Origin of the sequence: Roseateles sp. (assembly GCF_047654785.1) — a bacterium.
Classification (GTDB): domain Bacteria; phylum Pseudomonadota; class Gammaproteobacteria; order Burkholderiales; family Burkholderiaceae_C; genus Pelomonas.
Genome location: NZ_JASGKQ010000001.1, coordinates 56902 through 76976 on the forward strand (window position 1 = coordinate 56902; position 20075 = coordinate 76976).

Sequence of the window (20075 nt, forward strand, 5' to 3'; positions counted from 1 at the left end):
ACAATCGCGCCCATGGGCGAGTTCGATCTGATCCGGCGCTATTTCCAGCGCCCCGCGGGGGATGGCGTCGAGGTGGGCGTGGGCGACGACTGCGCGGTGCTCGCGCCGACGCCGGGTGCGCGCTGGCTGGTGTCCAGCGACATGCTGGTCGAGGGCCGGCACTTCCTGTCCACCGTGGACCCGGCGCGGCTGGGCCACAAGGCGCTGGCCGTCAACCTCAGCGACCTGGCCGCCTGCGGCGCCACGCCGCGTGGCTTCACGCTGGCGCTGGCGCTACCGCGCGTGGACGAGGCCTGGCTGGCCGGCTTCTCGCGCGGGTTGCTGGCGCTGGCGGACGCGCACGGCTGCCCGCTGGTCGGCGGCGACACCACGCAGGGCCCGCTGAACCTCTGCATCACCGTGTTCGGCGAAGCGCCCGCAGGCCAGGCGCTGCTGCGCGGCGGTGCGCGGGCGGGCGACGAGGTCTGGGTGTCCGGCACGCTGGGCGACGCGCGGCTGGCGCTGGAGGTGTTCCGCGGCACGGCGGCGCTGGCCGGCGACGGCTTCGAGGCGGTGCGCGCGGCGATGGAGCGGCCCGCGCCGCGCGTGGCGCTGGGCCAGGCGCTGCGCGGCATCGCGACATCGGCCATCGACGTGTCCGACGGCCTGCTGGGCGACCTGGGCCACATCCTCGCGGCGTCGCGCGTCGGCGCGCGCATCGACGCGGATGCGCTGCCGCGCAGCGCCGTGCTGGCCGCGCAGCCGCTGGCGCTGCAGCGCCAGTGCGGGCTGGCCGGCGGCGACGACTACGAGCTGGTGTTCACCGCGCCGCCCGGCGCACGGCTGCCGGACGTGGGCGTGGCGCTGACGCGCATCGGCACCCTCGAGGCCGAGCCGGGCCTGCGCGTCGTCGATGCGCGGGGCGCGGCCCTCGAGCACGGCCTGCGATCCTTCGACCACTTCAGGGCATGAGCGGCGCCCCCATCCGGCCGACGATGGCCTTCATGCTGCGCCACCCGGCGCGCTGGATCGCGCTGGGCTTCGGCAGCGGCCTGGCGCCCAAGGCGCCGGGCACGGTGGGCACGCTGTGGGCCTGGGCGGCGTTCGCCGTGCTCGCGCCGTGGATGGACGACGCGCGCTGGGCGCTGCTGATCGGCGCCGGCACCCTGCTGGGCTGGTGGGCCTGCACGCGCTGTGCCCAGCACCTGAACGTGCCCGACCCCGGCGCCATCGTCTGGGACGAGGTGCTGGCCTTCTGGCTGGTGCTGTGGCTGATCGCGCCGGCCGGCTTCATGGGCCAGCTGGTCGCGTTCGCGCTGTTCCGCTTCTTCGACGCGGCCAAGCCCGGGCCGGTGGGCTGGGCCGACCGGCTGTTCAAGAGCGAACGCGGCGCGCCCATCGGCTGGCGGCAGGGCCTGGGCATCCTGGTGGATGACTTCGTCGCGGCCGGCTGTACGCTCGCCGTCATCGCGCTGTGGCGCGTGCTGCTGGGGTGAGCCATGTTTGCCGACGACCACGAATTGATCGACCGCATCGCCGTCGCGCTGATCCAGCGCCGTGAGCGCATCGGCACGGCGGAGAGCTGCACCGGCGGCCTGATCGCGGCGGCCTGCACCAGCCTGGCCGGCTCCAGCGCGTGGTTCGAGCGCGGCGTCGTCAGCTACAGCAACGAGGCCAAGGCCGAGCTGCTGGGCGTGCCCAAGGGCCTGATCGCGCTGCACGGCGCCGTCAGCGCCGAGGTGGCCGAGCACATGGCGCGCGGGCTGCTGGCGCATGCGCCCATCGACTGGGCGCTGTCCGTCACCGGCGTGGCCGGCCCGTCGGGCGGCAGCGAGGCCAAGCCGGTGGGCACGGTCTGGCTGGCGCTGGTGCATGCGGGGCGGCCGGCGCGGGTCTGGCGCGAGCACTTCGGCGGCGACCGCCACGCGGTGCGCGCGCAGACGGTGACGGCCGGGCTGACGGCGCTGTGCGAGGCGCTGGAAGACCGGGACAGCTAGCAGCGGGCCGTGAGCGCGGCCCCGGGCTGGCCGGTGGCGGCTGCGGCCAGCAGCAGCGCCAGGCGGCGCAGCGCGGCCCAGGGGTCGCTGGGCCAGTCCGGATGGCGCAGGCCCTTGACGAGGCCGTCGCACACCTGCGCGGCCTGCACCAGCGCGCCGGCCGTGGCCGCGTCCAGCCGCGGTGCGATGCGCTCGAACAGCCGTTCCTTGGCGCCCCAGACGCGCGCCTCGCGCAGCGCCAGCGGCAGCGGCCGGCCGGCGTCCAGCGCGGCGCGCACGCGGGCCAGCGCGCGGGCGTCCTCGGCCAGCGTCCAGTGCACCAGCACGGCGGCCTCGCCCTCGGCCTCCAGGCCGTCGAGCATGCGCAGCAAACGAGCCACGTTGCCGGACAGCACGGCCTCGCTGAGCTTGAACACGTCGAAGCGCGCCACGTCCAGCACGGCGGCCTCGATCTGCGCCAGTGTCAGCGCGCCCGGCGGGTGCAGCAGCGCGAGCTTCTGCAGCTCCTGGTGGGCGGCGAGCAGATTGCCCTCGACGCGGTCGGCGAAGAAGGCCAGCGCGCGCTGCCCGTCCTCGCCCTCGGGCACCGACTGCCCCTGGGCCTTGAGCCGCTGCGCTAGCCAGGCCGGCAGCGCGCGGCGCTCGACGGGCTCGACGCGCACGGACACGCCGGCGCCGTCCAGCGCCGTGAACCAGGCGCTGTTGAGCTGGGTCTTGTCCAGCCGCGGCAGCGTCACGAGGGTCAGCACGTCGTCCGGCGCGGCCTCGGCATAACGCTGCAGCGCCTCGGAGCCGTCCTTGCCGGGCTTGCCGCCGGGGATGCGGATCTCGATGAACTGGCGCTCGGCGAACAGGCTCATCGCCTGCGCGGCGGCGAGCACCGGCGCCCAGTCGAAATAGGCGCCGGCGACGGTGAAGATCTGCCGCTCGCCGAAGCCCTGCGCGCGCGCGGCGGCGCGGACCTGGTCGGCCGCCTCCTGCGCCAGCAGCGGCTCGTCGCCGTGGACGGTGTAGAGGCGGGCCAGGCCCTTGCCCAGGTGGGCGGCCAGGCCTTCCGCGCGCAGCTGCATCAGCCGGGCGCCCTGACGGTGACGGCGGCCAGCCGGCGCATGACCTGCGCGATGGCGTCGGACTGCATCGCGTTGTAGAGGCTGGCGGCCTCCTGCTCCTTGGCCAGCGCCGTGGTCTCGGTGTAGTTCATGTCGCGCGCTAGGCGCAGCTCGACCTTGGGCGCCAGCAGCTCGCCGTCCGCCGTGCGGATCAGGTAATCGAAGCCCAGCCGCAACTGCCATTCGCGCACCTGGCCCACGCTGGTGGAGGCCACCACCGTGCGGTCGCGGTGCTCGTGCAGCGCCTCCAGCACGACCTGCGCGCGCGCCGGGTCGTCCACCAGCTGCACCGGCGTGCGCCGGATCTGGCGCTTCAGGCCGGCCGCCAGCGGCGACTCGGGCGCAAAGCCGGTCAGCGCCAGCGTCTTGAACGCCAGCTCGGGCTCGCGGCGCAGCTCGAAGCCGCAGCCGGCGAGGGCGGCCAGGCCGAGGAGCGCGGCGCGGCGTCCGACACCGCCGGGCCGCCCGAAGGTGCCGGACGTTCCGTCGGGGAGCAGCGGGCGTGAGCGAGCGTGGGGGCCCATGGGCTTCAGACGACCACGTTGACGAGGCGACCCGGCACGATGACGACCTTCTTCGGTGCCTTGCCTTCGGCGAACTTGGCGAACTCCTCGGTCGCCAGCGCCGCCGCCTCGATGGCGACCTTGTCGGCGCCGGCCGGCACCTTGACCGCGCCGCGCAGCTTGCCGTTGACCTGCAGCATCAGCTCGATCTCGTCCTGCACCAGCGCGGCCTCGTCCACCGTGGGCCAGGGCGCGTCGAGCAGGTCGCCGAGTTCGGCCGCGAAGCCGAGGTCCTGCCAGAGCTGGTGCGCGATGTGCGGCGTGGCCGGGTAGAGCACGCGCAGCAGCACCGAGAAGCCGTCACGGATCGCCGCCGCCTGGCCTTCGGCCTTGAAGCCTTCCAGCGCGTTGAGCAGCTTCATCGCACCGGAGACGACGGTGTTGTACTGCATGCGCTCGTAGTCGTAGCTGACCTGCTTGAGCACGTTGTGCACCTCGCGGCGCAGCGCCTTGCCGTCGGCGTTCAGCGCGGCGAAGTCGCTGCCGCCTGCCTTGATGGCCTCGGCATTGCGCGCGCCGAAGTTCCACACGCGCTTCAGGAAGCGGTGCGCGCCCTCGACGGCCGCGTCGTTCCACTCCAGCGTCTGCTCGGGCGGCGACGCGAACATGACGAACAGCCGCGCGGTGTCGGCGCCGTACTGGTCGATCAGCGCCTGCGGGTCCACGCCGTTGTTCTTGGACTTGGACATCGTCGTCATCTCGTATTCGAGCGGCGTGCCGTCCTTCTTCAGCTTGGCACCGGCGATGCCGCCGCGCTCGTCGTGGATGACCTCGACCTCGTGGTCCCAGTAGTAGTCCTTGCCGCCGCCCTCGGGCTTGTGGAAGAACGCGCCCTTCAAGACCATGCCCTGGGTCAGCAGCTTCTCGAAGGGCTCGCTGACCGTCACCAGCTTCAGGTCGCGCATGACCTTGGTCCAGAAGCGCGCGTACAGCAGGTGCAGGATGGCGTGCTCGATGCCGCCGATGTACTGGTTCATCGGCATCCAGTACTGCGTGCCCTCGGCGACCATGGCCTGGTCGTTCTTGGGGTCGCAGTAGCGCATGAAGTACCAGGACGAATCGACGAAGGTGTCCATCGTGTCCGTCTCGCGCTTGGCCGGCTTGCCGCACTTGGGGCAGCCGACGTTCAGGAAGTCGGCGCGCTTGTTCAGCGGGTTGCCGCTGCCGTCGGGGATGCAGTCCTCGGGCAGCACGACGGGCAGGTCTTGCTCGGGCACCGGCACGACGCCGCAATCGTCGCAATGGATGATCGGGATCGGCGTGCCCCAGTAGCGCTGGCGGCTGATGCCCCAGTCGCGCAAGCGCCAGGTGGTCTTCTTCTCGCCCAGTTGCTTGCCGGCGAGCAGTTCGGCCACCTTGTCCACGGCGGCCTTGTGCGGCAGGCCGTCCAGCACGCCGGAGTTCACGCAGACGGCGCGCGCCTTGTCGCCGTACCACTCGGCCCAGGCGTCGGTGGAGAAGCGCTCGCCCTCGGCGGCCACCACCTGCTTGATCTCGATGCCGTACTTCTTGGCAAACGCGAAGTCGCGCTCGTCGTGCGCCGGCACGCCCATCACGGCGCCGTCGCCATAGCTCATCAGCACGTAGTTGCCGACCCAGACCTCGACCTGCGCGCCCGTCAGCGGGTGCGTGACGAACAGGCCCGTGGCCACGCCCTTCTTCTCCTGCGTCGCGAGTTCGGCCTCGGTCGTGCCGCCGGCCTTGCATTCCTCGATGAAGGCGGCGACCTTCGCATCGCCGGCCGCCGCGTGCGTCGCCAGCGGGTGCTCGGGCGCGACGGCGCAGAAGGTCACGCCCATGATGGTGTCGGCGCGCGTCGTGAACACCCACAGCAGGCCGCCTTCGCCACCGATCGAATGCGGGAACGCGAAGCGCACGCCCTGGCTCTTGCCGATCCAGTTCTCCTGCATCAGCCGCACGCGCTCGGGCCAGCCGCTCAGGTAGTCCGGGTCGTCGGGGTTGGCGACGGCCGACAGCAGTTCCTCGGCGTACTGCGTGATCTTCAGGTAATAGCCGGGGATCTCGCGCTTCTCGACCAGCGCGCCGGAGCGCCAGCCGCGGCCGTCGATGACCTGCTCGTTGGCGAGCACGGTCTGGTCCACCGGGTCCCAGTTGACGACCTGGGTGCGGCGCTCGGCGATGCCGGCCTCCAGCATCTTCAGGAACAGCCACTGGTTCCACTTGTAGTAGCTGGGCTGGCAGGTGGCGACCTCGCGGCTCCAGTCGATCGCCAGGCCCATCGCCTGCATCTGGCCCTTCATGTGGGCGATGTTGGAGTAGGTCCACTGCGCGGGCGGCAGCTTGCCCTTCATCGCGGCGTTCTCGGCCGGCAGGCCGAAGGCGTCCCAGCCCATCGGCATCAGGACGTTGTAGCCCTTCATGCGCAGCTGGCGGGCCAGCATGTCGTTGATCGTGTAGTTGCGCACATGGCCCATGTGCAGCTTGCCCGAGGGGTAGGGCAGCATGGAGCAGGCGTAGAAATGCGGCTTGCCCGGGGCTTCAGTGACGCGGTAGGCGTCGCGCTCGGTCCAGTAGGCGCGGGCGGCGGCCTCGATCTCGTTGGGGTTGTAGCTGGGCGCTTCGGTCTTGGCGTTCATGCGCCAAATTATCAGCGCAGCGTCAGGGCGCGGACGCGGCGGCCTGGGCGACGAAGGCGACGCGGTTGAGCCCGGCGGCCTGCACCCAGCCGATCAGCTCGGCGACCTGGCCGTAGGGCACGGCACGGTCGGCGCGCAACTGCACTTCCAGCTGCGCATTCGCGCGGCCGAGTTCGGCGATGCGCGCCTGGAAGGCTTGCGCGTCCAGCTCGTCGTCGCCGAGGTGCAGCTTGCCGTCCGGCGTGATCGCGACGGCGATGAAGCTCGGCGCGTCGCTCGGCGTCGCGGCCTCGCTCTTGGGCAGGTCCAGGCGCAGCGAGGCGGTCATCAGCGGCGCGGTGATCATGAAGATGACCAGCAGCACCAGCATCACGTCGATCAGCGGCGTCATGTTGATGTCGCTCATCGGCCGAGCGGCATCGGGGCGCTCAAGGCGGCCGAAGGCCATCAGCGCCGCCCGGCCGCCCGAAGGCGCTGATGTGCCCCCTCGGGGGGCCGCGAACGCAGTGAGCCTGGGGGCTTCATGGCTTCAGTCGTGGTCCAGCAACTCGCGCAGGTCGTGCGCGAAACCTTCCAGATCGGCCTCGCAGGCCGCGACCAGCTTGCCGAACACGTTGTAGGCCAGCACGGCGGGGATCGCGACCGCGAGGCCGGCGGCCGTCATGACCAGCGCCTCGCCGACCGGGCCGGAGATCTTCTCGATGGTGAGGTTGCCGGCCGCCGAGATGCCGACCAGCGCGTGGTAGATGCCCCAGACGGTGCCGAACAGCCCGACGAAGGGCGCGGTCGCGCCGATGGAGGCGAGCAGCACCTGGCCGAACTGCAGCTTCGCGAGCACCGCGTGCAGCGCGTCGCGCAGCCGGCGCGTCAGGCGGGACTCGCGCCGGCCGGCGGCGTCCAGCGTCGCGCCGCGCGTCTCGGCCGTGGCGGCGTCGAGCAGCGGCAGCAGCAGCGCCTCGGTGTCGAAGGCTTGCAGCGCATCGCGGCCCTCGGCGACGCCGGCCGCCGACCAGAACGCCGGCACCGCGCGCACGAGGCCGCGGCGCGCGCGGCGCAGCAGCCAGGTCTTCCACAGGATCAGCGCCCAGGCGCTGACGGACATGGCCAGCAGCAGCAGCGCGACGGCGCAGCCGATCAGATCGCTCTGGCTCCAGAAATCACTGAAGCCGCCCATCTCAGTGGAACCCCAGCACGTCGTTCATGCCGTAGAGGCCGACACGCGTGCCGGCCAGGAAGCGCGCCGCACGCAGGCTGCCCTGGGCGTAGATCGCGCGGCTGCTGGCCTTGTGGCTGATCTCGATGCGCTCGCCGGTGCCGGCGAACAGCACGGTGTGGTCGCCGATGATGTCGCCGCCGCGCACGGTCGCGAAGCCGATGGTGGACGGGTCGCGCACGCCGGTGACGCCCTCGCGGCCGTAGACGGCGCATTGCTTCAGGTCGCGGCCCAGCGCGTCGGCGACGACCCGGCCCATCTGCAGCGCGGTGCCGCTGGGCGCATCGACCTTGTTGCGGTGGTGGGCCTCGACGATCTCGATGTCGAAGCCCTCGCTCATCGCCCGCGCCGCCAGGTCCAGCAGCTTCAGCACGACGTTGACGCCGACGCTCATGTTCGGCGCGAAGACGATGGCCGTGCGTTCGGCGAACCGCGCGATCTCGGCCTGCTGCGCCGCGTCGAAGCCGGTCGTGCCGACGACGGCCTTGACGCCCAGCTCGGCGCACGCGGCCAGGTGGGCCAGCGTCGCCTCGGGGCGGGTGAAGTCGATCAGCACGTCGGCGCCGCCCAAGCCGGCGCGCACGTCGTCGCCCTTGTCCAGCGCGGCATGCAGCGTGCAGTCGTCGGCGGCCGCGACGGCCTCGAGGAGCATGCGGCCCATGCGCCCGGAGGCGCCGGTGACGGCGACCTTCAAGGGCGCGGCGGCGGCCTGCATCACGAGCCGGCGCCCGTCTTGGCGGGTGCGTCCAGCGGCGGGTACACGCGGCCCGGGGCCGGCCCCTCCGCAGCGGCGGTCGGCGCGGCATCCTCGGCGCGCTTGGGTGGCGGCAGCGCGCCTCGCTCGGCCTCGCTGAGCTCCAGCTTGGGCTGCTTGCTGCCGGGCTTGAAAGTGTTGATGGCGGCGACGAAGTCGTTCTCGGCCGGCAGGTCGTCCGGCACGGTCAGCGTCTTGAGCACCTCGCCGTCGAACTCGGCCACCACCAGGCGCTGCTGCGCCGGGGCGCCCTGGCGGCGGATGGTGAAGACGTAGTCCCAGCGCGACTCGTGGAACACGTCGGTCAGCAGCGGCGAGCCCAGCAGGTCGCGCACCTGCGCCTTGGGCATGCCGGGCTTGACGCGGGCGACCATCTCCTTGGTCAGCACATTGCCCTGGACGACCTCGACGCGGTAGGGCGTCAGCACGCCCAGCACCTTGTCGCCCGACACCTCGGGCAGCCGCGCCCAGGTGGGCAGGTAGGAGCAGCCGCCAAGCAGCGCGAGCAGCGGGAGAGAGGCAAGCAGGGGACGCATGGGCGGCGGGACGGAGTGCGGAGAAGTGCCCGCCGAAGGGAGGCCCCGGCTGGCTATGATGGCGCGGATTCTAACGGGGCCCCTTCCCGGCCCCGGCCCCACGCGCCATGCCCTCTTCCGTCAAAGACCAGACCAGCGACATCAAGAACAGCGGCCTCAAGGCGACGCTGCCGCGCATCAAGATCCTGGAGATCTTCCAGCGCTCGGCGCAGCGCCACATGACGGCCGAGGATGTCTACAAGGCGCTGCTCGGCGAGGGCGCCGACATCGGCCTGGCCACGGTCTACCGCGTGCTGCAGCAGTTCGAGCAGGCCGGCCTGCTGAGCCGCAACCATTTCGAGACCGGCAAGGCGGTCTACGAGCTCAACGAGGGGCACCACCACGACCATCTGGTGTGCCTGAACTGCGGCAAGGTCGAGGAGTTCTACGACGCCGACATCGAGGCCCGCCAGCACGCCATCGCCGGCGAGCGCGGCTTCCGGCTGCAGGAGCACTCGCTGGCGCTGTACGCCACCTGCGTGAAGGCGGACTGCCCGAGCAAGGCCTGATCAGCCCCCGGCGGCCCGGGCGCGGATCGCGGCGAAGCTGTCGTCGACCAGCAGCCGGCCGTCCTCAAAGACGGTGCGCAGCAGCTCCGTCGCGCCTTCGGCCAGCGCCTGCTGGTGCCCGGGCGAGCCGATGCGCACCGTGGCGAAGGCATCGCCCTGGCGCAGCAGCGTCAGCCGGCCGGCCTTGCTGCGCTTGGCCGGGTCCGTCACCGGGGCCTTGAAGACGTCGCGCCACCGGCCCTGCACCTCGGCGGCCGAGGCCTTCATCGCGAAGCCCAGCGAGTCGCGGTGGACCTGCTGCAGCAGCGCGCCGCCCTGGCCGAAGGCGACGTTGTCGGCCGAGTAGCCGGCGCCGGTCAGCGCGGCCAGGATGTGGGCGATGGCCTCGCGCGTGATGCCGTCGCCCTGGATGACGCGCACATGGCGCAGCAGCTTGAAGCCCTTGGCGTTCAGGTCGCTGCCGAAGGCCGCGTCCAGCGCGCGCACGGTGCGCAGCACGACGGTGGTCGGGTCGCCGCTGTCCGGGCGGATGACGACGGTGGCGCCGCTGGCGATGACCTCGTCGCGCAGCGCGCCGCCCCACAGCCGGGTGACGGCGGCGTCGAGGTCATAGGAGTCCGACACCACGGCCAGCACCGCGCCGGGCCGGCCGAACTGCCGCAGCATGTTGCGGTAGGCGGCCAGCTCGCCGTCGCGGCCCCAGCTGGTGATGGTGCTGTGCTCGGCCGCCGGGATGGAGAGGCCGGCCATGGGCTCGCCGTAGTAGGCGCGGGCGCCGAGCAGCGCCGTCATCGTGTCCGTGCCCTGGAAGTTCACGAGGTGGGCCATGCCGCCCAGCATGGCCGATTCCAGCGACGACACGCCGCGAGCGCCGAAGTCGTGCAGCTTGAACGGCAGGCCGGCCGGGTCGCCGGTGCGCGCCAGCGCGTCGGCGATGAGGCGGCGCGTGGCATGGCTGTGCGTGGCCACCGTCGTCGGGTACCAGACGCGCAGCAGCGCGGTCTCCAGATAGCTCGTCAGCCACCAGCAGGCCGGGTCGGTGTTCTCGATGGTGAGCAGCGCATGGCCGACCGGCACGACCATGCCCTCGGGCACCGCGCGGATGCGCACCGGCAGCCGGCCGCCGTGCGCGTCGACGACGTGCCGCCAGCCGTCGCGGTTGAACGGCACGCCGTGGGCGGTGCAGACCTCCTCGCCCAGCGCGACGTCGTCCGCCGTCACGGGCCGGGTGAAGTACTCCTTCAGCAGCGCCTGCAGGCCGAAGAACACCGTGTACGGCAGCGTGCCGCCGCGCGCCTCGATGTAGCTGAAGACGGTGGTGGTGCCCGGCGGGTACTGCAGCCAGTGGCTGGCCTTGTAGCTGTCCGTGTTCAGGACGAGCAGGCGGGCGATGTCGGCGAGGCGGTTCGGCGAGGCGTTCAATCGAGGGTGCCGTTGTCGATGGCGCGCTGGTGGCGCTCGACGAATTCCTTGTACGTGTCGATGCCGCGCAGTTGCAGGATGGTGTTGCGCACGGCCGCCTCCACCAGCACGGCGAGGTTGCGGCCGGCGTCCACGGCGATGACGACCTTGCGCACCGGCAGGCCCAGCACGTCCTCGTGCAGCGGCTCGTAGGGCAGGCGCTCGAAGTCGCGTTCCATCGTCTCCTTGCGCACCAGGTGGACGATGAGCTTGAGCCGCATCTTGCGGCGCACGGCGGTCTCGCCAAAGATGGCCTTGATGTCCAGCAGGCCGATGCCGCGCACCTCCAGCAGGTTCATCAGCAGCTCGGGGCAGCGGCCCTCGATGGCGGTCTGGGCGATGCGGAAGAAGTCCACCGCGTCGTCGGCGACGAGGCCGTGGCCGCGCGAGATCAGCTCCAGGCCCAGCTCGCTCTTGCCGAGGCCGGATTCGCCGGTCAGCAGCACGCCCAGGCCCAGGATGTCCATGAACACGCCGTGGCGCGTCGTGCGGTTGGCGAACAGCTGCGACAGGTAGCCGCGCACCAGGTCGATGACGTGGCCGGCGGACTCGGCGGTGCGGAACAGCGGGATCTCGGCGCGGTCGCACATCGCCACCAGCCGCGGCGGCGGGACGGAGTCGTCGGCCATGATGAGCACCGGCGGCTCCAGCGTGACGATGCGCGAGATGCGGCGGTCCTGGACCTCGGGGCTGGCCTGGCTCAGGTAGGCCACCTCGCGGCGGCCGACGATCTGCACCCGGTAGGGGTGGATGTAGTTCAGGTAGCCCACCAGGTCGGCGGCGCTCTGCGCGTCGCGCACGGCGGCTTCGTCGAAGCGGCGCTCCGGGTGGGCGTGGCCCGCCACCCATTCCCAGCGCAGGGCTTCGCGGTGCTCCTCGAAGAGCCGCTCGGCGCTGATCGAGGTCGGCTTCATCGGGCCCCCCGGCCGGCGAGGCTGCGCATCAGGCGACGGACTTCAGCGGCTCCCAGGCCGCGATCAGCTTGTGCAGCGTCGCGGCGTCGGGGTCGGTCTTGAGCTGTTCGCGCAGCTCGCGGTCGGACAGCATCTCGGCGATCTCGGACAGGATCTCCAGGTGCCGCTGCGTGGCCGCTTCGGGCACCAGCAGGAAGATCAGCAGGCCGACGGGCTCGTCGTCCGGCGCGTCGAAGCCGATGGGCTGGGCCAGGCGCAGCACGGCGGCCAGCGGGTTCTTCAGCCCCTTGACGCGGCCGTGCGGGATGGCCACGCCGTGGCCCAGGCCCGTGGAGCCCAGGCGCTCGCGCGCGAACAGGTTGTCGGTGACCAAGGCCCGGGCCATCTGGTGATGGTTTTCGAACAGCAGGCCGGCGTGCTCGAAGGCGCGCTTCTTGCTGGACGCCTCCACGTTCACCAACACGTTGTCGGCGGGCAGGATGGCGGCGAGACGGTTCATGGGCGGGGGCCGGGCCGTGGGGCGCTCGCTGGAGGAGAGCGCGGCCGCTGCCGGCGGTGGGTCAGTCAGAGCCGCGAATTATGGAACTGCGGGGCCGCTTTGCGGGGGCTGCGTGAGCCTGCGGGCACTGAAATAGCGCGCCGCGCCCCGCCCGAATGCGGGTTTTTGCGGCACCGCAGCAACAGCGCATGCCGGGCATTGCGCATCGCAAAAACAAAGGCGGCCCGCAGGCCGCCTCGTTCTCGGGATGACCCGGCCGCGCTCAGCGGGCGGGCACTTCCAGCCGCTTGGCGGAAGCGTGGTGGTGATCCTGCACCTTGTCCTTGTGGCGGCAGACCTGGCGGTCCAGCTTGTCCATCAGCTGGTCGATGGCGGCGTACAGGTCTTCATGGGACTGTTCGACAAAGATGTCGCGGCCCTTCACGTGCAGCGTGACCTCGGCACGTTGGCGGCGATCCTTCTCCTTTTGCTTCTCCACGGTCAGCAGGACGTTGATGTCAACGACCTGGTCGAAGTGGCGGGTGACGCGGTCCAGCTTGGTGAGCACGTACTCGCGCAGGGCCGGCGTGACTTCGAGGTGATGGCCACTGATCGTCAGATTCATAGAGCCTCCTTTCAGAGGATGGTCAGGGAAAACGGAACCGGAAAACAGGGGGGAAAGGTGAGGGGGAGGGGCGTGTCTACAAGTAGCGGAGGTGGGTGGGAGTGGGGAAATCGACGAGCCCAGTTTGCGCGCGAAGGCGCGGCCTGACAAGGGGACGGTGGTGACGGTTTGTGGTCGGGATGGTCACGTTTTTGTGGCTTCTTTCACGCCGGTTGCCGGTGCAATAATCCTTGGCTATCCCCCGCATGGAGCCCTTCTTGGACAGCGATCACCCTCGGTGACCGTCCACGCCCGCCGCCCGCGCCCATCCTGGCCGCGCCCGCCCGGAGTGAGACGGTCGACCCGCCCCGCCACCCCGGACGGCGCCCCGCCGTCGTCCTGCGCCAGCGCCGCTGGAGACGATGCATGCTGAATGTGTTCACGCTGGACAACGGCCGCCTGAAGGGCGGGCTGTTCCAGGAAGAAATCGAGACCGCCGAGGACCTGGCGCAGTCGCGCCCGGTGTGGGTGGACCTGGAGCGCCCGAGCGCCGAGGAGAAGGGCTGGATCCGCGACCGCTTCGGGCTGACCATCCCCGAGGACATCATCGACGAGGACCTGGAGGAGTCGGCGCGCTTCTACGAGGAGGACAACGGCGAGCTGCACATCCGCTCCGACTTCCTCATCGAAGGCGACGACGCGCCCGACGGCCGGCCGGCGCGCAATGTGCGCGTGGCCTTCATCCTGTTCGACAACGTGCTGTTCTCGATCCACGGCGAGGACCTGCCGGTGTTCCGCCTGCTGCGGCTGCGGGCGCGCCGCATCCCGGCGCTGATCGAGGACGCCAAGGACGTGCTGCTCAAGCTCTACGACGCCGACGCCGAGTACTCGGCCGACGTGCTGGAGGGCATCTACGACAAGCTGGAGGCGGTCAGCGCCCGGGTGCTGAAGAGCAACGTCACCGACGCCGAGGCCGGCGAGGTGCTGGCGGCGATCGCGCGCGAGGAGGACTTGAACGGCCGCATCCGCCGCAACGTGATGGACACGCGCCGCGCGCTCAGCTTCATGATGCGCAGCCGGATGCTCAACGCCGAGCAGTTCGAGGAGTCGCGCCAGATCCTGCGCGACATCGACTCGCTGGACTCGCACACCGCCTTCCTGTTCGACAAGATCAACTTCCTGATGGACGCCACGGTCGGCTTCATCAACATCAACCAGAACAAGATCATCAAGATCTTCTCGGTGGCCAGCGTGGCGCTGCTGCCGCCGACGCTGATCGCGTCCATCTACGGCATGAACTTCAGGCACATGCCGGAGTTGGAGCAGCCCTGGGGCTACCCGTTCGCGCTGGCGCTGATGCTGCTGTCGGTGGCGGCGCCGTTCATCTTCTTCCGCCGCAAGGGCTGGCTGAAATAGCGCGGCCGGCCAGATTCCGCTGACGGGTCGATGACGGCGGCGGCCCGGGGGCTGCATTCGCGGGGGCGCCGCCGGGGGAGGGTGGCAAGGGCCCGACCATGACTTTTAGAATGCCGCCCCTAAACGAGGATCCGACATGCTTTACCCCGAACTGTTCAAGCAACTCGAGGCCGTGCGCTGGAACATGGACCGCGACATCCCTTGGGACAAGTTCGACGCCGCGAAGCTGAGCGACGAGCAGGCCCAGACCATCAAGATGAACGCGATCACCGAGTGGTCGGCGCTGCCGGCCACCGAGATGTTCCTGCGCGACAACCGCGAGGACAGCGATTTCTCGGCGTTCATGAGCGTGTGGTTCTTCGAGGAGCAGAAGCACAGCCTGGTGCTGATGGAATACCTGCGGCGCTTCCGCCCCGACCTCGTGCCCACCGAGGCCGAGCTGCACGAGGTGCGCTTCGACTTCGACCCCGCGCCGGCGCTGGAGACGCTGATGCTGCACTTCTGCGGCGAGATCCGGCTGAACCACTGGTACCGCCGCGCCGCCGAGTGGCACACGGAGCCGGTCATCAAGGCCATCTACGAGACGCTGTCGCGCGACGAGGCCCGCCACGGCGGCGCCTACCTGCGCTACATGAAGCGCGCCATGGCCAAGTTCGGCGACGAGGCCCGCGCTGCGTTCGCCAAGGTGGGCGTGCTGATGGCCAGCGCCCGCCGCACCGCCCAGGCGCTGCACCCGACCAACCTGCACGTCAACGCCAAGCTGTTCCCGCGCGACACCATCCAGAGCCGCCTGCCCGACCCCGAGTGGCTGGAGCGCTGGCTGGACACGCAGATCCAGTTCGACGCCGTGTGGGAGAACAAGGTCGTCGAGCGCATCCTGCACAACATGAGCCTGCTGATGGACCGCAGCTTCGCCACCGTGCAGGAGCTCAACCGCTTCCGCAAGGAAATGGCCGCCCGCATCGTGCAGCCGGCCGACGGCCTGGCGGCGGCCAAGCCGGCCTGACCTCGCTCAGAGCGAGCGCGCCTCGCCGAAGCCGTACAGGTTCGCCAGCACCCGCGTCGGGAACTGGTGCAGCGCCTCGTTGTACTGCGCGACGGCCTGGTTGAAGACCTGGCGCGAGAACGCCCGCTGGCGCTCGACCAGTTTCAGCTCGCTGACCAGCTCGTCCACCGCCGGCTCGCTGCGCAGTTCGGCCTGGTGGTCCAGCAGCGACAGCAGCCGGGTCAGCGCCGCGGCGTGCAGCGCGCCGGCCACGGCCAGGCCGCCCACCGGGTCCGGCGACCAGGGCTTGGCCCGGGAGGCCTGCGCCGCCGTCTGCGACTCGGCCTGCGCGCTGGCCAGCGCGTCGAACGTGGCCTGCTCGCTGGGCAGGCGGGGCGCGATCAGCGCCAGCAGCTTGTCGCAGACCTCGCTGCGCGCCCTCAGGTGGACGTCGAACTGCGCGAAGGCCTCGCCGATGGCGTTGCGCAGCGCCATCAGCCGGTTGTAGGCGCCCACGCCCCAGAAGAACAGCAGCGCCGCCCCGGCGAGGCCCAGCATGCCCCAGGGCGTCATGCCGCACCCGCTCCCGCCCGGTAGGCGGCGAAGCCCCTGGCCCGCAGCGCGCAGGCCGGGCAGTGGCCGCAGCCATGCCCCCACGGCTGCGGCGCGCCGCGCTCGCCGAGGTAGCAGGTGTGGGTGTGCTCGACGATGAGCCGCACCAGCGCCTCCCCGCCCAGCTGCGCGGCCAGCCGCCAGGTGGCGGCCTTGTCGATGAACATCAGCGGCGTCTCCAGCGTCATCGGCGCGTCCAGGCCCAGGCTGAGCGCCACCTGCAGCGCCTTCATCGTGTTGTCGCGGCAGTCCGGGTAGCCGGAGAAGTCCGTCTCGCACATGCCGCCCACCAGCACGCTGGCGCCGCGCCGGTAGGCCAGCGTCGCGGCGAAGGTCAGGAACAGCAGGTTGCGCCCGGGCACGAAGGTGTTGGGCAGGCCGTTGGCCTGCAGCTCGATGGCGCGCTCGCTGGTGAGGGCCGTGTCGCTGATCTGGCCGAGCACGGCCAGGTCCAGCAGGTGGTCGGCACCCAGGCGGCCGGCCCAGTGCGGGAACTGGCGCACGATCTCGGCGCGCACCGTGGTGCGGCAGTCCAGCTCGACGCGGTGGCGCTGGCCGTAGTCGAAGGCCAGCGTCTCCACCTCGGCGAAACGGTCCAGCGCCCAGGCCAGGCAGGTGGTGGAGTCCTGGCCGCCGGAGAAGAGAACCAGCGCTTTGCGGGAGTCGGTCATGGGCGGGATGCTAACGGGCCACCGTGCCGGGGCCGCGGCTGACGAGCCAGGTCCGCGCCGTGGGGGGGGGATGCCAGCGGTGCTCGCCGCTGGCGACGAGGCTCAGCCCCGCACCTCGCCCTGCCCCAGCACCACCCACTTCATCGACGTCAGCCCCTCCAGCCCCACCGGGCCGCGGGCGTGGAACTTGTCGGTGGAAATGCCGATCTCGGCGCCCAGGCCGTACTCGAAGCCGTCGGCGAAGCGGGTGCTCGCGTTGACCATCACGCTGGCCGAGTCCACCTCGCGCAGGAAGCGCATCGCGTTGGCGTGGTGCGTGGTCAGGATCGCGTCGGTGTGGTGCGAGCCGTGGCGGTTGATGTGCGCGATCGCCTCGTCCAGCGAGGCCACGACCTTGATGCTGATGACCGGGGCGAGGTATTCGGTGCCCCAGTCTTCCTCGCTCGCCGGCACGGCCTGCGGGAGCAGCGCGCAGCTGCGGCCGCAGCCGCGCATCTCGACGCCCTTGGCCGCGAACACCTCGGCGATGCGCGGCAGGAAGGCGCGCGCCTGGGCCGCATGCACGAGCAGCGATTCGGTCGCGTTGCAGGGGCTGTATTTCTGCGTCTTGGCGTTGTCCACGACGCGCACGGCGAGGTCGAGGTCGACGAACTCGTCCACGTAGCTGTGGCAGTTGCCGTCCAGGTGCTTGATGACGGGCACGCGGGCCTCGGCCGCGATGCGCTCGATCAGTCCCTTGCCGCCGCGCGGGATGATGACGTCCACCCACTGCGGCGACGCGATCAGCAGGCCGACGGCGGCGCGGTCCGTCGTGTTGACGAGCTGCACGGCCGCGCGCGGCAGGCCGGCGTCCTCCAGCGCCGCGGCCACCAGCGCGGCGAGCGCGAGGTTGGAGTGCAGCGCCTCGGAGCCGCCGCGCAGGATGCAGGCGTTGCCGCTCTTGATGGCCAGCGAGGCGGCCTCGATGGTCACGTTGGGCCGGCTCTCGTAGACCATGCCGAACACGCCCAGCGGCACGCGCATCTGGCCGACGCTGATGCCGCTCGGGCGCCGCTTCACGCCGGTGATCTCGCCGACCGGGTCGGGCATCGCGGCGATCTGCTCGCAGCCTTCGGCGACGGTCGCCAGCGTCTGCGCGTCGAGCTTGAGGCGGTCGCGCAGCGGGCCGCTCAGCGCGGTGGCGCCGGCCAGGTCGCGGGCGTTGGCGTCGGCGAGCGCCGGGCCGGCGTCGCGCAGCCGGCGGGCCAGCGCCAGCAGCGCGGCGTTCTTGGCGGCCGTGGAGGCGGCTGCCATCTGCGTGGCGGCGGCGCGGGCGGCGCGGCCGAGGTCATCCATGTAGGCGGGCAGGCTCATGGCGGCGATTGTCCCCGCCCCCATGCGCCGAGCCTTCGCCCTTCAGCCACCGAACATCATGCGGCGGGCGAGCGCGGCCTTCAGCGGCCCGGCCAGCTCCAGCCCCGCGAGCGCGAGGCCACGCGCGGCCGGCAGGCCCGGCAGCCGCCAGGCGAAGCTGCGGGCGAGGAAGTCGGTGGCGGCGATCATGGGCCAGCGGTCGGGCGCGCGCTGGCGGTCGATGCGGGCCAGCGCGGCGTCCAGGTCCCGCCCCGTCTCGGCCGCGTCGCGCAGCGCGTCCACCAGCGCCTGCGCGTCGCGCAGGCCGAGGTTCAGGCCCTGGCCGGCCACCGGGTGCAGCGTCTGCGCCGCGTTGCCGATGCGCAGCGTGCGGCCCTGCAGCAGCCGCGTCTCGGCGTTCAGGCCGAGCGGGAAGCGCTTCAGCGCCGAGATGCCGGTCAGCCGCCCGGCCACGGCGGGCAGTTGCTGCTGGATGACGACCAGGCGCTGCGCGTCGCTCAGCGCGCCGATGTCGTCCTCGGCGTCCGGCAGGCACCACACCAGCGCGGCGCGCGGGCCGTCGGCGTCGTCCGGCAGCGGCAGCAGCGCCAGCGGGCCGTTGCGCGTGAAGCGCTCGATGGCCGTGCCCTGCAGGCCCGGCGCGGCCAGCCGCACGCTGCCGACCCAGGCGTGCTGGCGGTAGTCGTGGGCGATGGCCTTGCGCGCCTGCTCGGCGAACACCCCGCCCTCGGCGACGACGGCCAGGTCGAAGCGTTCGGCCAGGTGGGCGTCGCCGCTGTCCAGCTCCACGCCGCCGGGCTGGGCGCGCAGCGCGTGGACGGCGGTGCCGAAGCGCGTGAACAGCCGCTGCGGCGCGCGCGCGGCCACGTCCAGCCAGCGCCGCTGCATCGGCGCCACCAGCGCGCCGTAGGGCAGCACGGCGCCGAGCTGCGGCACGCCCAGGTCGGCCGCGCGCATCCACACCTCGCCGGCCACCGGCGCGGGCGGCGCCTGGCTGACGTGCACGGCCCGGATGGCCTGCGCCGCCTCCGGCCGCCAGGCCTGCAGGCGCTGCAGCAGGTGCACGCTGCCGAGGTTGAGCGCCAGCGTGCGCGCGTCGGCGCCGACGTCGCGGTCCAGCGGGCGGGTGTCGAACAGGTGGATGTGGGCCCGCGGCAGGCGCTCGGCGGCCAGCAGGGCGAGCGCCAGGCCCGCAGGCCCGGCACCGATGACGGCGAGGTTCATGGCCGAGACGATACCCGCCTGCGCGCCGCGCGCTTTAAGCTGCCGCCTTTTCCGACTTCCGCAGGACAGCCCCCATGCAATACCGCCGCCTCGGCCGCGCCGGCCTCCAGGTCTCCGAACTCTCGCTCGGCTCCTGGGTCACCTACCACACCCAGGTCGACACCCGGGCCGCCACCGAGATGCTGGCCGCCGCGTTCGACGCCGGCATCAACTTCTTCGACAACGCCGAGGGCTACGCCAACGGCGAGAGCGAGGTCGTCATGGGCCAGGCCTTCAAGGCGCTGGGCTGGAACCGGCTGGACTACGTGGTCTCCAGCAAGTTCTTCTGGGGCCTGCAGCGCGACGGCGTCACCACCAACCGCAAGAACACGCTGAACCGCAAATACCTGATGCAGGCCGTGGACGGGTCGCTCAAGCGCATGCAGCTGGAGCACCTGGACCTGATCTACTGTCACCGCGCCGACCCGCACACGCCGATCGAGGAAACCGTCTGGGCGATGAGCGACATCATCCGCCAGGGCAAGGCGCTGTACTGGGGCACCAGCGAGTGGAGCGCCGCCGACATCCGCGCCGCCTGGGAGATCGCCGAGCGCCACCACCTGCACAAGCCGGTCGTCGAGCAGCCGCAGTACCATCTGTTCCACCGCCGCAAGGTCGAGCAGGAATACGCCCGGCTGTACGAGGAGATCGGCCTGGGCCTGACCACCTGGAGCCCGCTGGCCTCCGGCCTGCTGACCGGCAAGTACCGCGCCGGCATCCCCGCCGGCAGCCGCGGCGCGCTGGAGGACATGGCCTGGCTGCGCGAGCAGCTGCAGCACAAGGCCAGGAACGACGCCGTCGGCCAGCTGGCCGACATCGCCGCCGAGCTGGGCTGCAGCACGGCGCAGCTGGCCATCGCCTGGGTCAACCGCAACCCGCGGGTGTCCACCGTCATCCTGGGCGCCAGCCGCGTCGCGCAGCTGCAGGACAACCTCGGCGCGCTGGCCGTCACGCCCAAGCTGACGCCGGAGGTCGTGGCGCGCATCGACGCGATCACGCTGCCGCTGGCGGACTGACGCGGG

Annotated in this window: 22 protein-coding genes; 7 read left to right on the plus strand and 15 right to left on the minus strand. The window is 71.6% G+C overall.

Going from position 1 to position 20075, the window contains the following annotated elements; all coding sequences use genetic code 11:
* The first annotated feature begins 12 nt into the window (after nt 1–12).
* From thiL to QM788_RS00295, 3 genes are read left to right on the plus strand one after another with little or no spacing between them, the layout of a single operon-like run.
* Nucleotides 13–951: a thiamine-phosphate kinase gene (gene thiL, locus QM788_RS00285; protein ID WP_415659493.1), complete on the plus strand. Its 939-nt coding sequence runs from the start codon at nt 13–15 to the stop codon at nt 949–951.
* Nucleotides 948–1475, plus strand: a complete 528-nt coding sequence (locus tag QM788_RS00290; protein WP_415659494.1) for a phosphatidylglycerophosphatase A — start codon at nt 948–950, stop codon at nt 1473–1475. The genes thiL and QM788_RS00290 overlap by 4 nt, the downstream gene beginning before the upstream one ends.
* 3 nt (nt 1476–1478) lie before the next feature.
* Nucleotides 1479–1976: a CinA family protein gene (locus QM788_RS00295; RefSeq protein ID WP_415659495.1), complete on the plus strand. Its 498-nt coding sequence runs from the start codon at nt 1479–1481 to the stop codon at nt 1974–1976.
* Here QM788_RS00295 and holA read toward each other — a convergent pair.
* From holA to QM788_RS00330, 7 genes are all read right to left on the minus strand, one after another.
* The gene (gene holA / locus QM788_RS00300; RefSeq protein ID WP_415659496.1) at nt 1973–3046 is read right to left on the minus strand and encodes a DNA polymerase III subunit delta; all 1074 of its coding nucleotides are present in this window, start codon (nt 3044–3046) and stop codon (nt 1973–1975) included. The genes QM788_RS00295 and holA overlap by 4 nt on opposite strands.
* Complete coding sequence (gene lptE, locus QM788_RS00305; protein WP_415659497.1) at nt 3046–3609, minus strand: LPS assembly lipoprotein LptE; 564 nt, start codon at nt 3607–3609, stop codon at nt 3046–3048. Before lptE ends, holA begins: the two co-directional genes overlap by 1 nt.
* Before the next feature lie 5 nt (nt 3610–3614).
* Entirely contained in the window at nt 3615–6245 is a 2631-nt protein-coding gene (gene leuS, locus QM788_RS00310; RefSeq protein ID WP_415659498.1) for a leucine--tRNA ligase, read from the minus strand.
* 22 nt (nt 6246–6267) lie between these two features.
* Nucleotides 6268–6651, minus strand: a complete 384-nt coding sequence (locus QM788_RS00315; RefSeq protein WP_415659499.1) for an ExbD/TolR family protein — start codon at nt 6649–6651, stop codon at nt 6268–6270.
* A gap of 123 nt (nt 6652–6774) precedes the next feature.
* Complete coding sequence (locus QM788_RS00320; protein WP_415659500.1) at nt 6775–7419, minus strand: MotA/TolQ/ExbB proton channel family protein; 645 nt, start codon at nt 7417–7419, stop codon at nt 6775–6777.
* Between the two features lies 1 nt (nt 7420).
* On the minus strand, nt 7421–8173 hold the full coding sequence (gene dapB / locus QM788_RS00325; RefSeq protein ID WP_415660288.1) for a 4-hydroxy-tetrahydrodipicolinate reductase: 753 nt from the start codon (nt 8171–8173) through the stop codon (nt 7421–7423).
* Nucleotides 8173–8748, minus strand: coding sequence for an outer membrane protein assembly factor BamE (locus QM788_RS00330; RefSeq protein ID WP_415659501.1), 576 nt, complete (start codon nt 8746–8748; stop codon nt 8173–8175). Before QM788_RS00330 ends, dapB begins: the two co-directional genes overlap by 1 nt.
* A 107-nt stretch (nt 8749–8855) precedes the next feature.
* On the opposite strand from QM788_RS00330, the gene fur reads away from it, so the two are divergent.
* Nucleotides 8856–9296 (plus strand): ferric iron uptake transcriptional regulator, encoded by a 441-nt coding sequence (gene fur / locus QM788_RS00335; RefSeq protein WP_415659502.1) that lies wholly within the window; start codon nt 8856–8858, stop codon nt 9294–9296.
* Here the strand turns inward: fur and QM788_RS00340 are convergent, their stop codons facing one another.
* The 4 genes from QM788_RS00340 to hpf all read right to left on the minus strand — a co-directional run bounded on the left by QM788_RS00340 (nt 9297) and on the right by hpf (nt 12774).
* The gene (locus QM788_RS00340; protein WP_415659503.1) at nt 9297–10718 is read right to left on the minus strand and encodes a nicotinate phosphoribosyltransferase; all 1422 of its coding nucleotides are present in this window, start codon (nt 10716–10718) and stop codon (nt 9297–9299) included.
* A complete protein-coding gene (hprK, locus tag QM788_RS00345) occupies nt 10715–11671 on the minus strand; it encodes an HPr(Ser) kinase/phosphatase (protein WP_415659504.1) in 957 nt (318 codons plus the stop codon). The genes QM788_RS00340 and hprK overlap by 4 nt, the downstream gene beginning before the upstream one ends.
* A gap of 28 nt (nt 11672–11699) precedes the next feature.
* The gene (gene ptsN / locus QM788_RS00350; RefSeq protein WP_415659505.1) at nt 11700–12170 is read right to left on the minus strand and encodes a PTS IIA-like nitrogen regulatory protein PtsN; all 471 of its coding nucleotides are present in this window, start codon (nt 12168–12170) and stop codon (nt 11700–11702) included.
* A 262-nt stretch (nt 12171–12432) separates the two neighbouring features.
* On the minus strand, nt 12433–12774 hold the full coding sequence (hpf, locus tag QM788_RS00355) for a ribosome hibernation-promoting factor, HPF/YfiA family (RefSeq protein WP_348009756.1): 342 nt from the start codon (nt 12772–12774) through the stop codon (nt 12433–12435).
* A gap of 405 nt (nt 12775–13179) precedes the next feature.
* Between hpf and corA the strand changes: the two genes are divergently transcribed.
* Together corA and QM788_RS00365 are read left to right on the plus strand one after the other, a co-directional pair.
* Nucleotides 13180–14169 (plus strand): magnesium/cobalt transporter CorA, encoded by a 990-nt coding sequence (gene corA, locus QM788_RS00360; RefSeq protein ID WP_415659506.1) that lies wholly within the window; start codon nt 13180–13182, stop codon nt 14167–14169.
* 136 nt (nt 14170–14305) lie between these two features.
* Nucleotides 14306–15175, plus strand: a complete 870-nt coding sequence (locus tag QM788_RS00365) for a ferritin-like domain-containing protein (RefSeq protein WP_415659507.1) — start codon at nt 14306–14308, stop codon at nt 15173–15175.
* A 6-nt stretch (nt 15176–15181) separates the two neighbouring features.
* Here the strand turns inward: QM788_RS00365 and QM788_RS00370 are convergent, their stop codons facing one another.
* The 4 genes from QM788_RS00370 to QM788_RS00385 all read right to left on the minus strand — a co-directional run bounded on the left by QM788_RS00370 (nt 15182) and on the right by QM788_RS00385 (nt 19014).
* Nucleotides 15182–15727, minus strand: coding sequence for a LemA family protein (locus QM788_RS00370; protein WP_415659508.1), 546 nt, complete (start codon nt 15725–15727; stop codon nt 15182–15184).
* Entirely contained in the window at nt 15724–16437 is a 714-nt protein-coding gene (gene queC, locus QM788_RS00375) for a 7-cyano-7-deazaguanine synthase QueC (RefSeq protein ID WP_415659509.1), read from the minus strand. The genes QM788_RS00370 and queC overlap by 4 nt, the downstream gene beginning before the upstream one ends.
* A 102-nt stretch (nt 16438–16539) precedes the next feature.
* A complete protein-coding gene (locus tag QM788_RS00380; protein WP_415660289.1) occupies nt 16540–17799 on the minus strand; it encodes a glutamate-5-semialdehyde dehydrogenase in 1260 nt (419 codons plus the stop codon).
* 33 nt (nt 17800–17832) lie between these two features.
* The gene (locus QM788_RS00385; RefSeq protein WP_415659510.1) at nt 17833–19014 is read right to left on the minus strand and encodes an FAD-dependent monooxygenase; all 1182 of its coding nucleotides are present in this window, start codon (nt 19012–19014) and stop codon (nt 17833–17835) included.
* Nucleotides 19015–19088: 74 nt separating this feature from the next.
* On the opposite strand from QM788_RS00385, the gene QM788_RS00390 reads away from it, so the two are divergent.
* Nucleotides 19089–20069 (plus strand): potassium channel beta subunit family protein, encoded by a 981-nt coding sequence (locus tag QM788_RS00390; RefSeq protein ID WP_415659511.1) that lies wholly within the window; start codon nt 19089–19091, stop codon nt 20067–20069.
* The last annotated feature ends 6 nt before the right edge of the window (nt 20070–20075 follow it).

Excerpts from the sequence above, each read along its gene's own strand:
- thiL (WP_415659493.1), top strand. The coding sequence starts at position 13 with ATGGGCGAGTTCGATCTGATCCGGCGCTATTTCCAGCGCCCCGCGGGG.
- QM788_RS00290 (WP_415659494.1), top strand. The coding sequence starts at position 948 with ATGAGCGGCGCCCCCATCCGGCCGACGATGGCCTTCATGCTGCGCCAC.
- QM788_RS00295 (WP_415659495.1), top strand. The coding sequence starts at position 1,479 with ATGTTTGCCGACGACCACGAATTGATCGACCGCATCGCCGTCGCGCTG.
- holA (WP_415659496.1), bottom strand. The coding sequence starts at position 3,046 with ATGCAGCTGCGCGCGGAAGGCCTGGCCGCCCACCTGGGCAAGGGCCTG.
- lptE (WP_415659497.1), bottom strand. The coding sequence starts at position 3,609 with ATGGGCCCCCACGCTCGCTCACGCCCGCTGCTCCCCGACGGAACGTCC.
- leuS (WP_415659498.1), bottom strand. The coding sequence starts at position 6,245 with ATGAACGCCAAGACCGAAGCGCCCAGCTACAACCCCAACGAGATCGAG.
- QM788_RS00315 (WP_415659499.1), bottom strand. The coding sequence starts at position 6,651 with ATGAGCGACATCAACATGACGCCGCTGATCGACGTGATGCTGGTGCTG.
- QM788_RS00320 (WP_415659500.1), bottom strand. The coding sequence starts at position 7,419 with ATGGGCGGCTTCAGTGATTTCTGGAGCCAGAGCGATCTGATCGGCTGC.
- dapB (WP_415660288.1), bottom strand. The coding sequence starts at position 8,173 with ATGCAGGCCGCCGCCGCGCCCTTGAAGGTCGCCGTCACCGGCGCCTCC.
- QM788_RS00330 (WP_415659501.1), bottom strand. The coding sequence starts at position 8,748 with ATGCGTCCCCTGCTTGCCTCTCTCCCGCTGCTCGCGCTGCTTGGCGGC.
- fur (WP_415659502.1), top strand. The coding sequence starts at position 8,856 with ATGCCCTCTTCCGTCAAAGACCAGACCAGCGACATCAAGAACAGCGGC.
- hprK (WP_415659504.1), bottom strand. The coding sequence starts at position 11,671 with ATGAAGCCGACCTCGATCAGCGCCGAGCGGCTCTTCGAGGAGCACCGC.
- ptsN (WP_415659505.1), bottom strand. The coding sequence starts at position 12,170 with ATGAACCGTCTCGCCGCCATCCTGCCCGCCGACAACGTGTTGGTGAAC.
- hpf (WP_348009756.1), bottom strand. The coding sequence starts at position 12,774 with ATGAATCTGACGATCAGTGGCCATCACCTCGAAGTCACGCCGGCCCTG.
- corA (WP_415659506.1), top strand. The coding sequence starts at position 13,180 with ATGCTGAATGTGTTCACGCTGGACAACGGCCGCCTGAAGGGCGGGCTG.
- QM788_RS00365 (WP_415659507.1), top strand. The coding sequence starts at position 14,306 with ATGCTTTACCCCGAACTGTTCAAGCAACTCGAGGCCGTGCGCTGGAAC.
- QM788_RS00370 (WP_415659508.1), bottom strand. The coding sequence starts at position 15,727 with ATGACGCCCTGGGGCATGCTGGGCCTCGCCGGGGCGGCGCTGCTGTTC.
- queC (WP_415659509.1), bottom strand. The coding sequence starts at position 16,437 with ATGACCGACTCCCGCAAAGCGCTGGTTCTCTTCTCCGGCGGCCAGGAC.
- QM788_RS00385 (WP_415659510.1), bottom strand. The coding sequence starts at position 19,014 with ATGAACCTCGCCGTCATCGGTGCCGGGCCTGCGGGCCTGGCGCTCGCC.
- QM788_RS00390 (WP_415659511.1), top strand. The coding sequence starts at position 19,089 with ATGCAATACCGCCGCCTCGGCCGCGCCGGCCTCCAGGTCTCCGAACTC.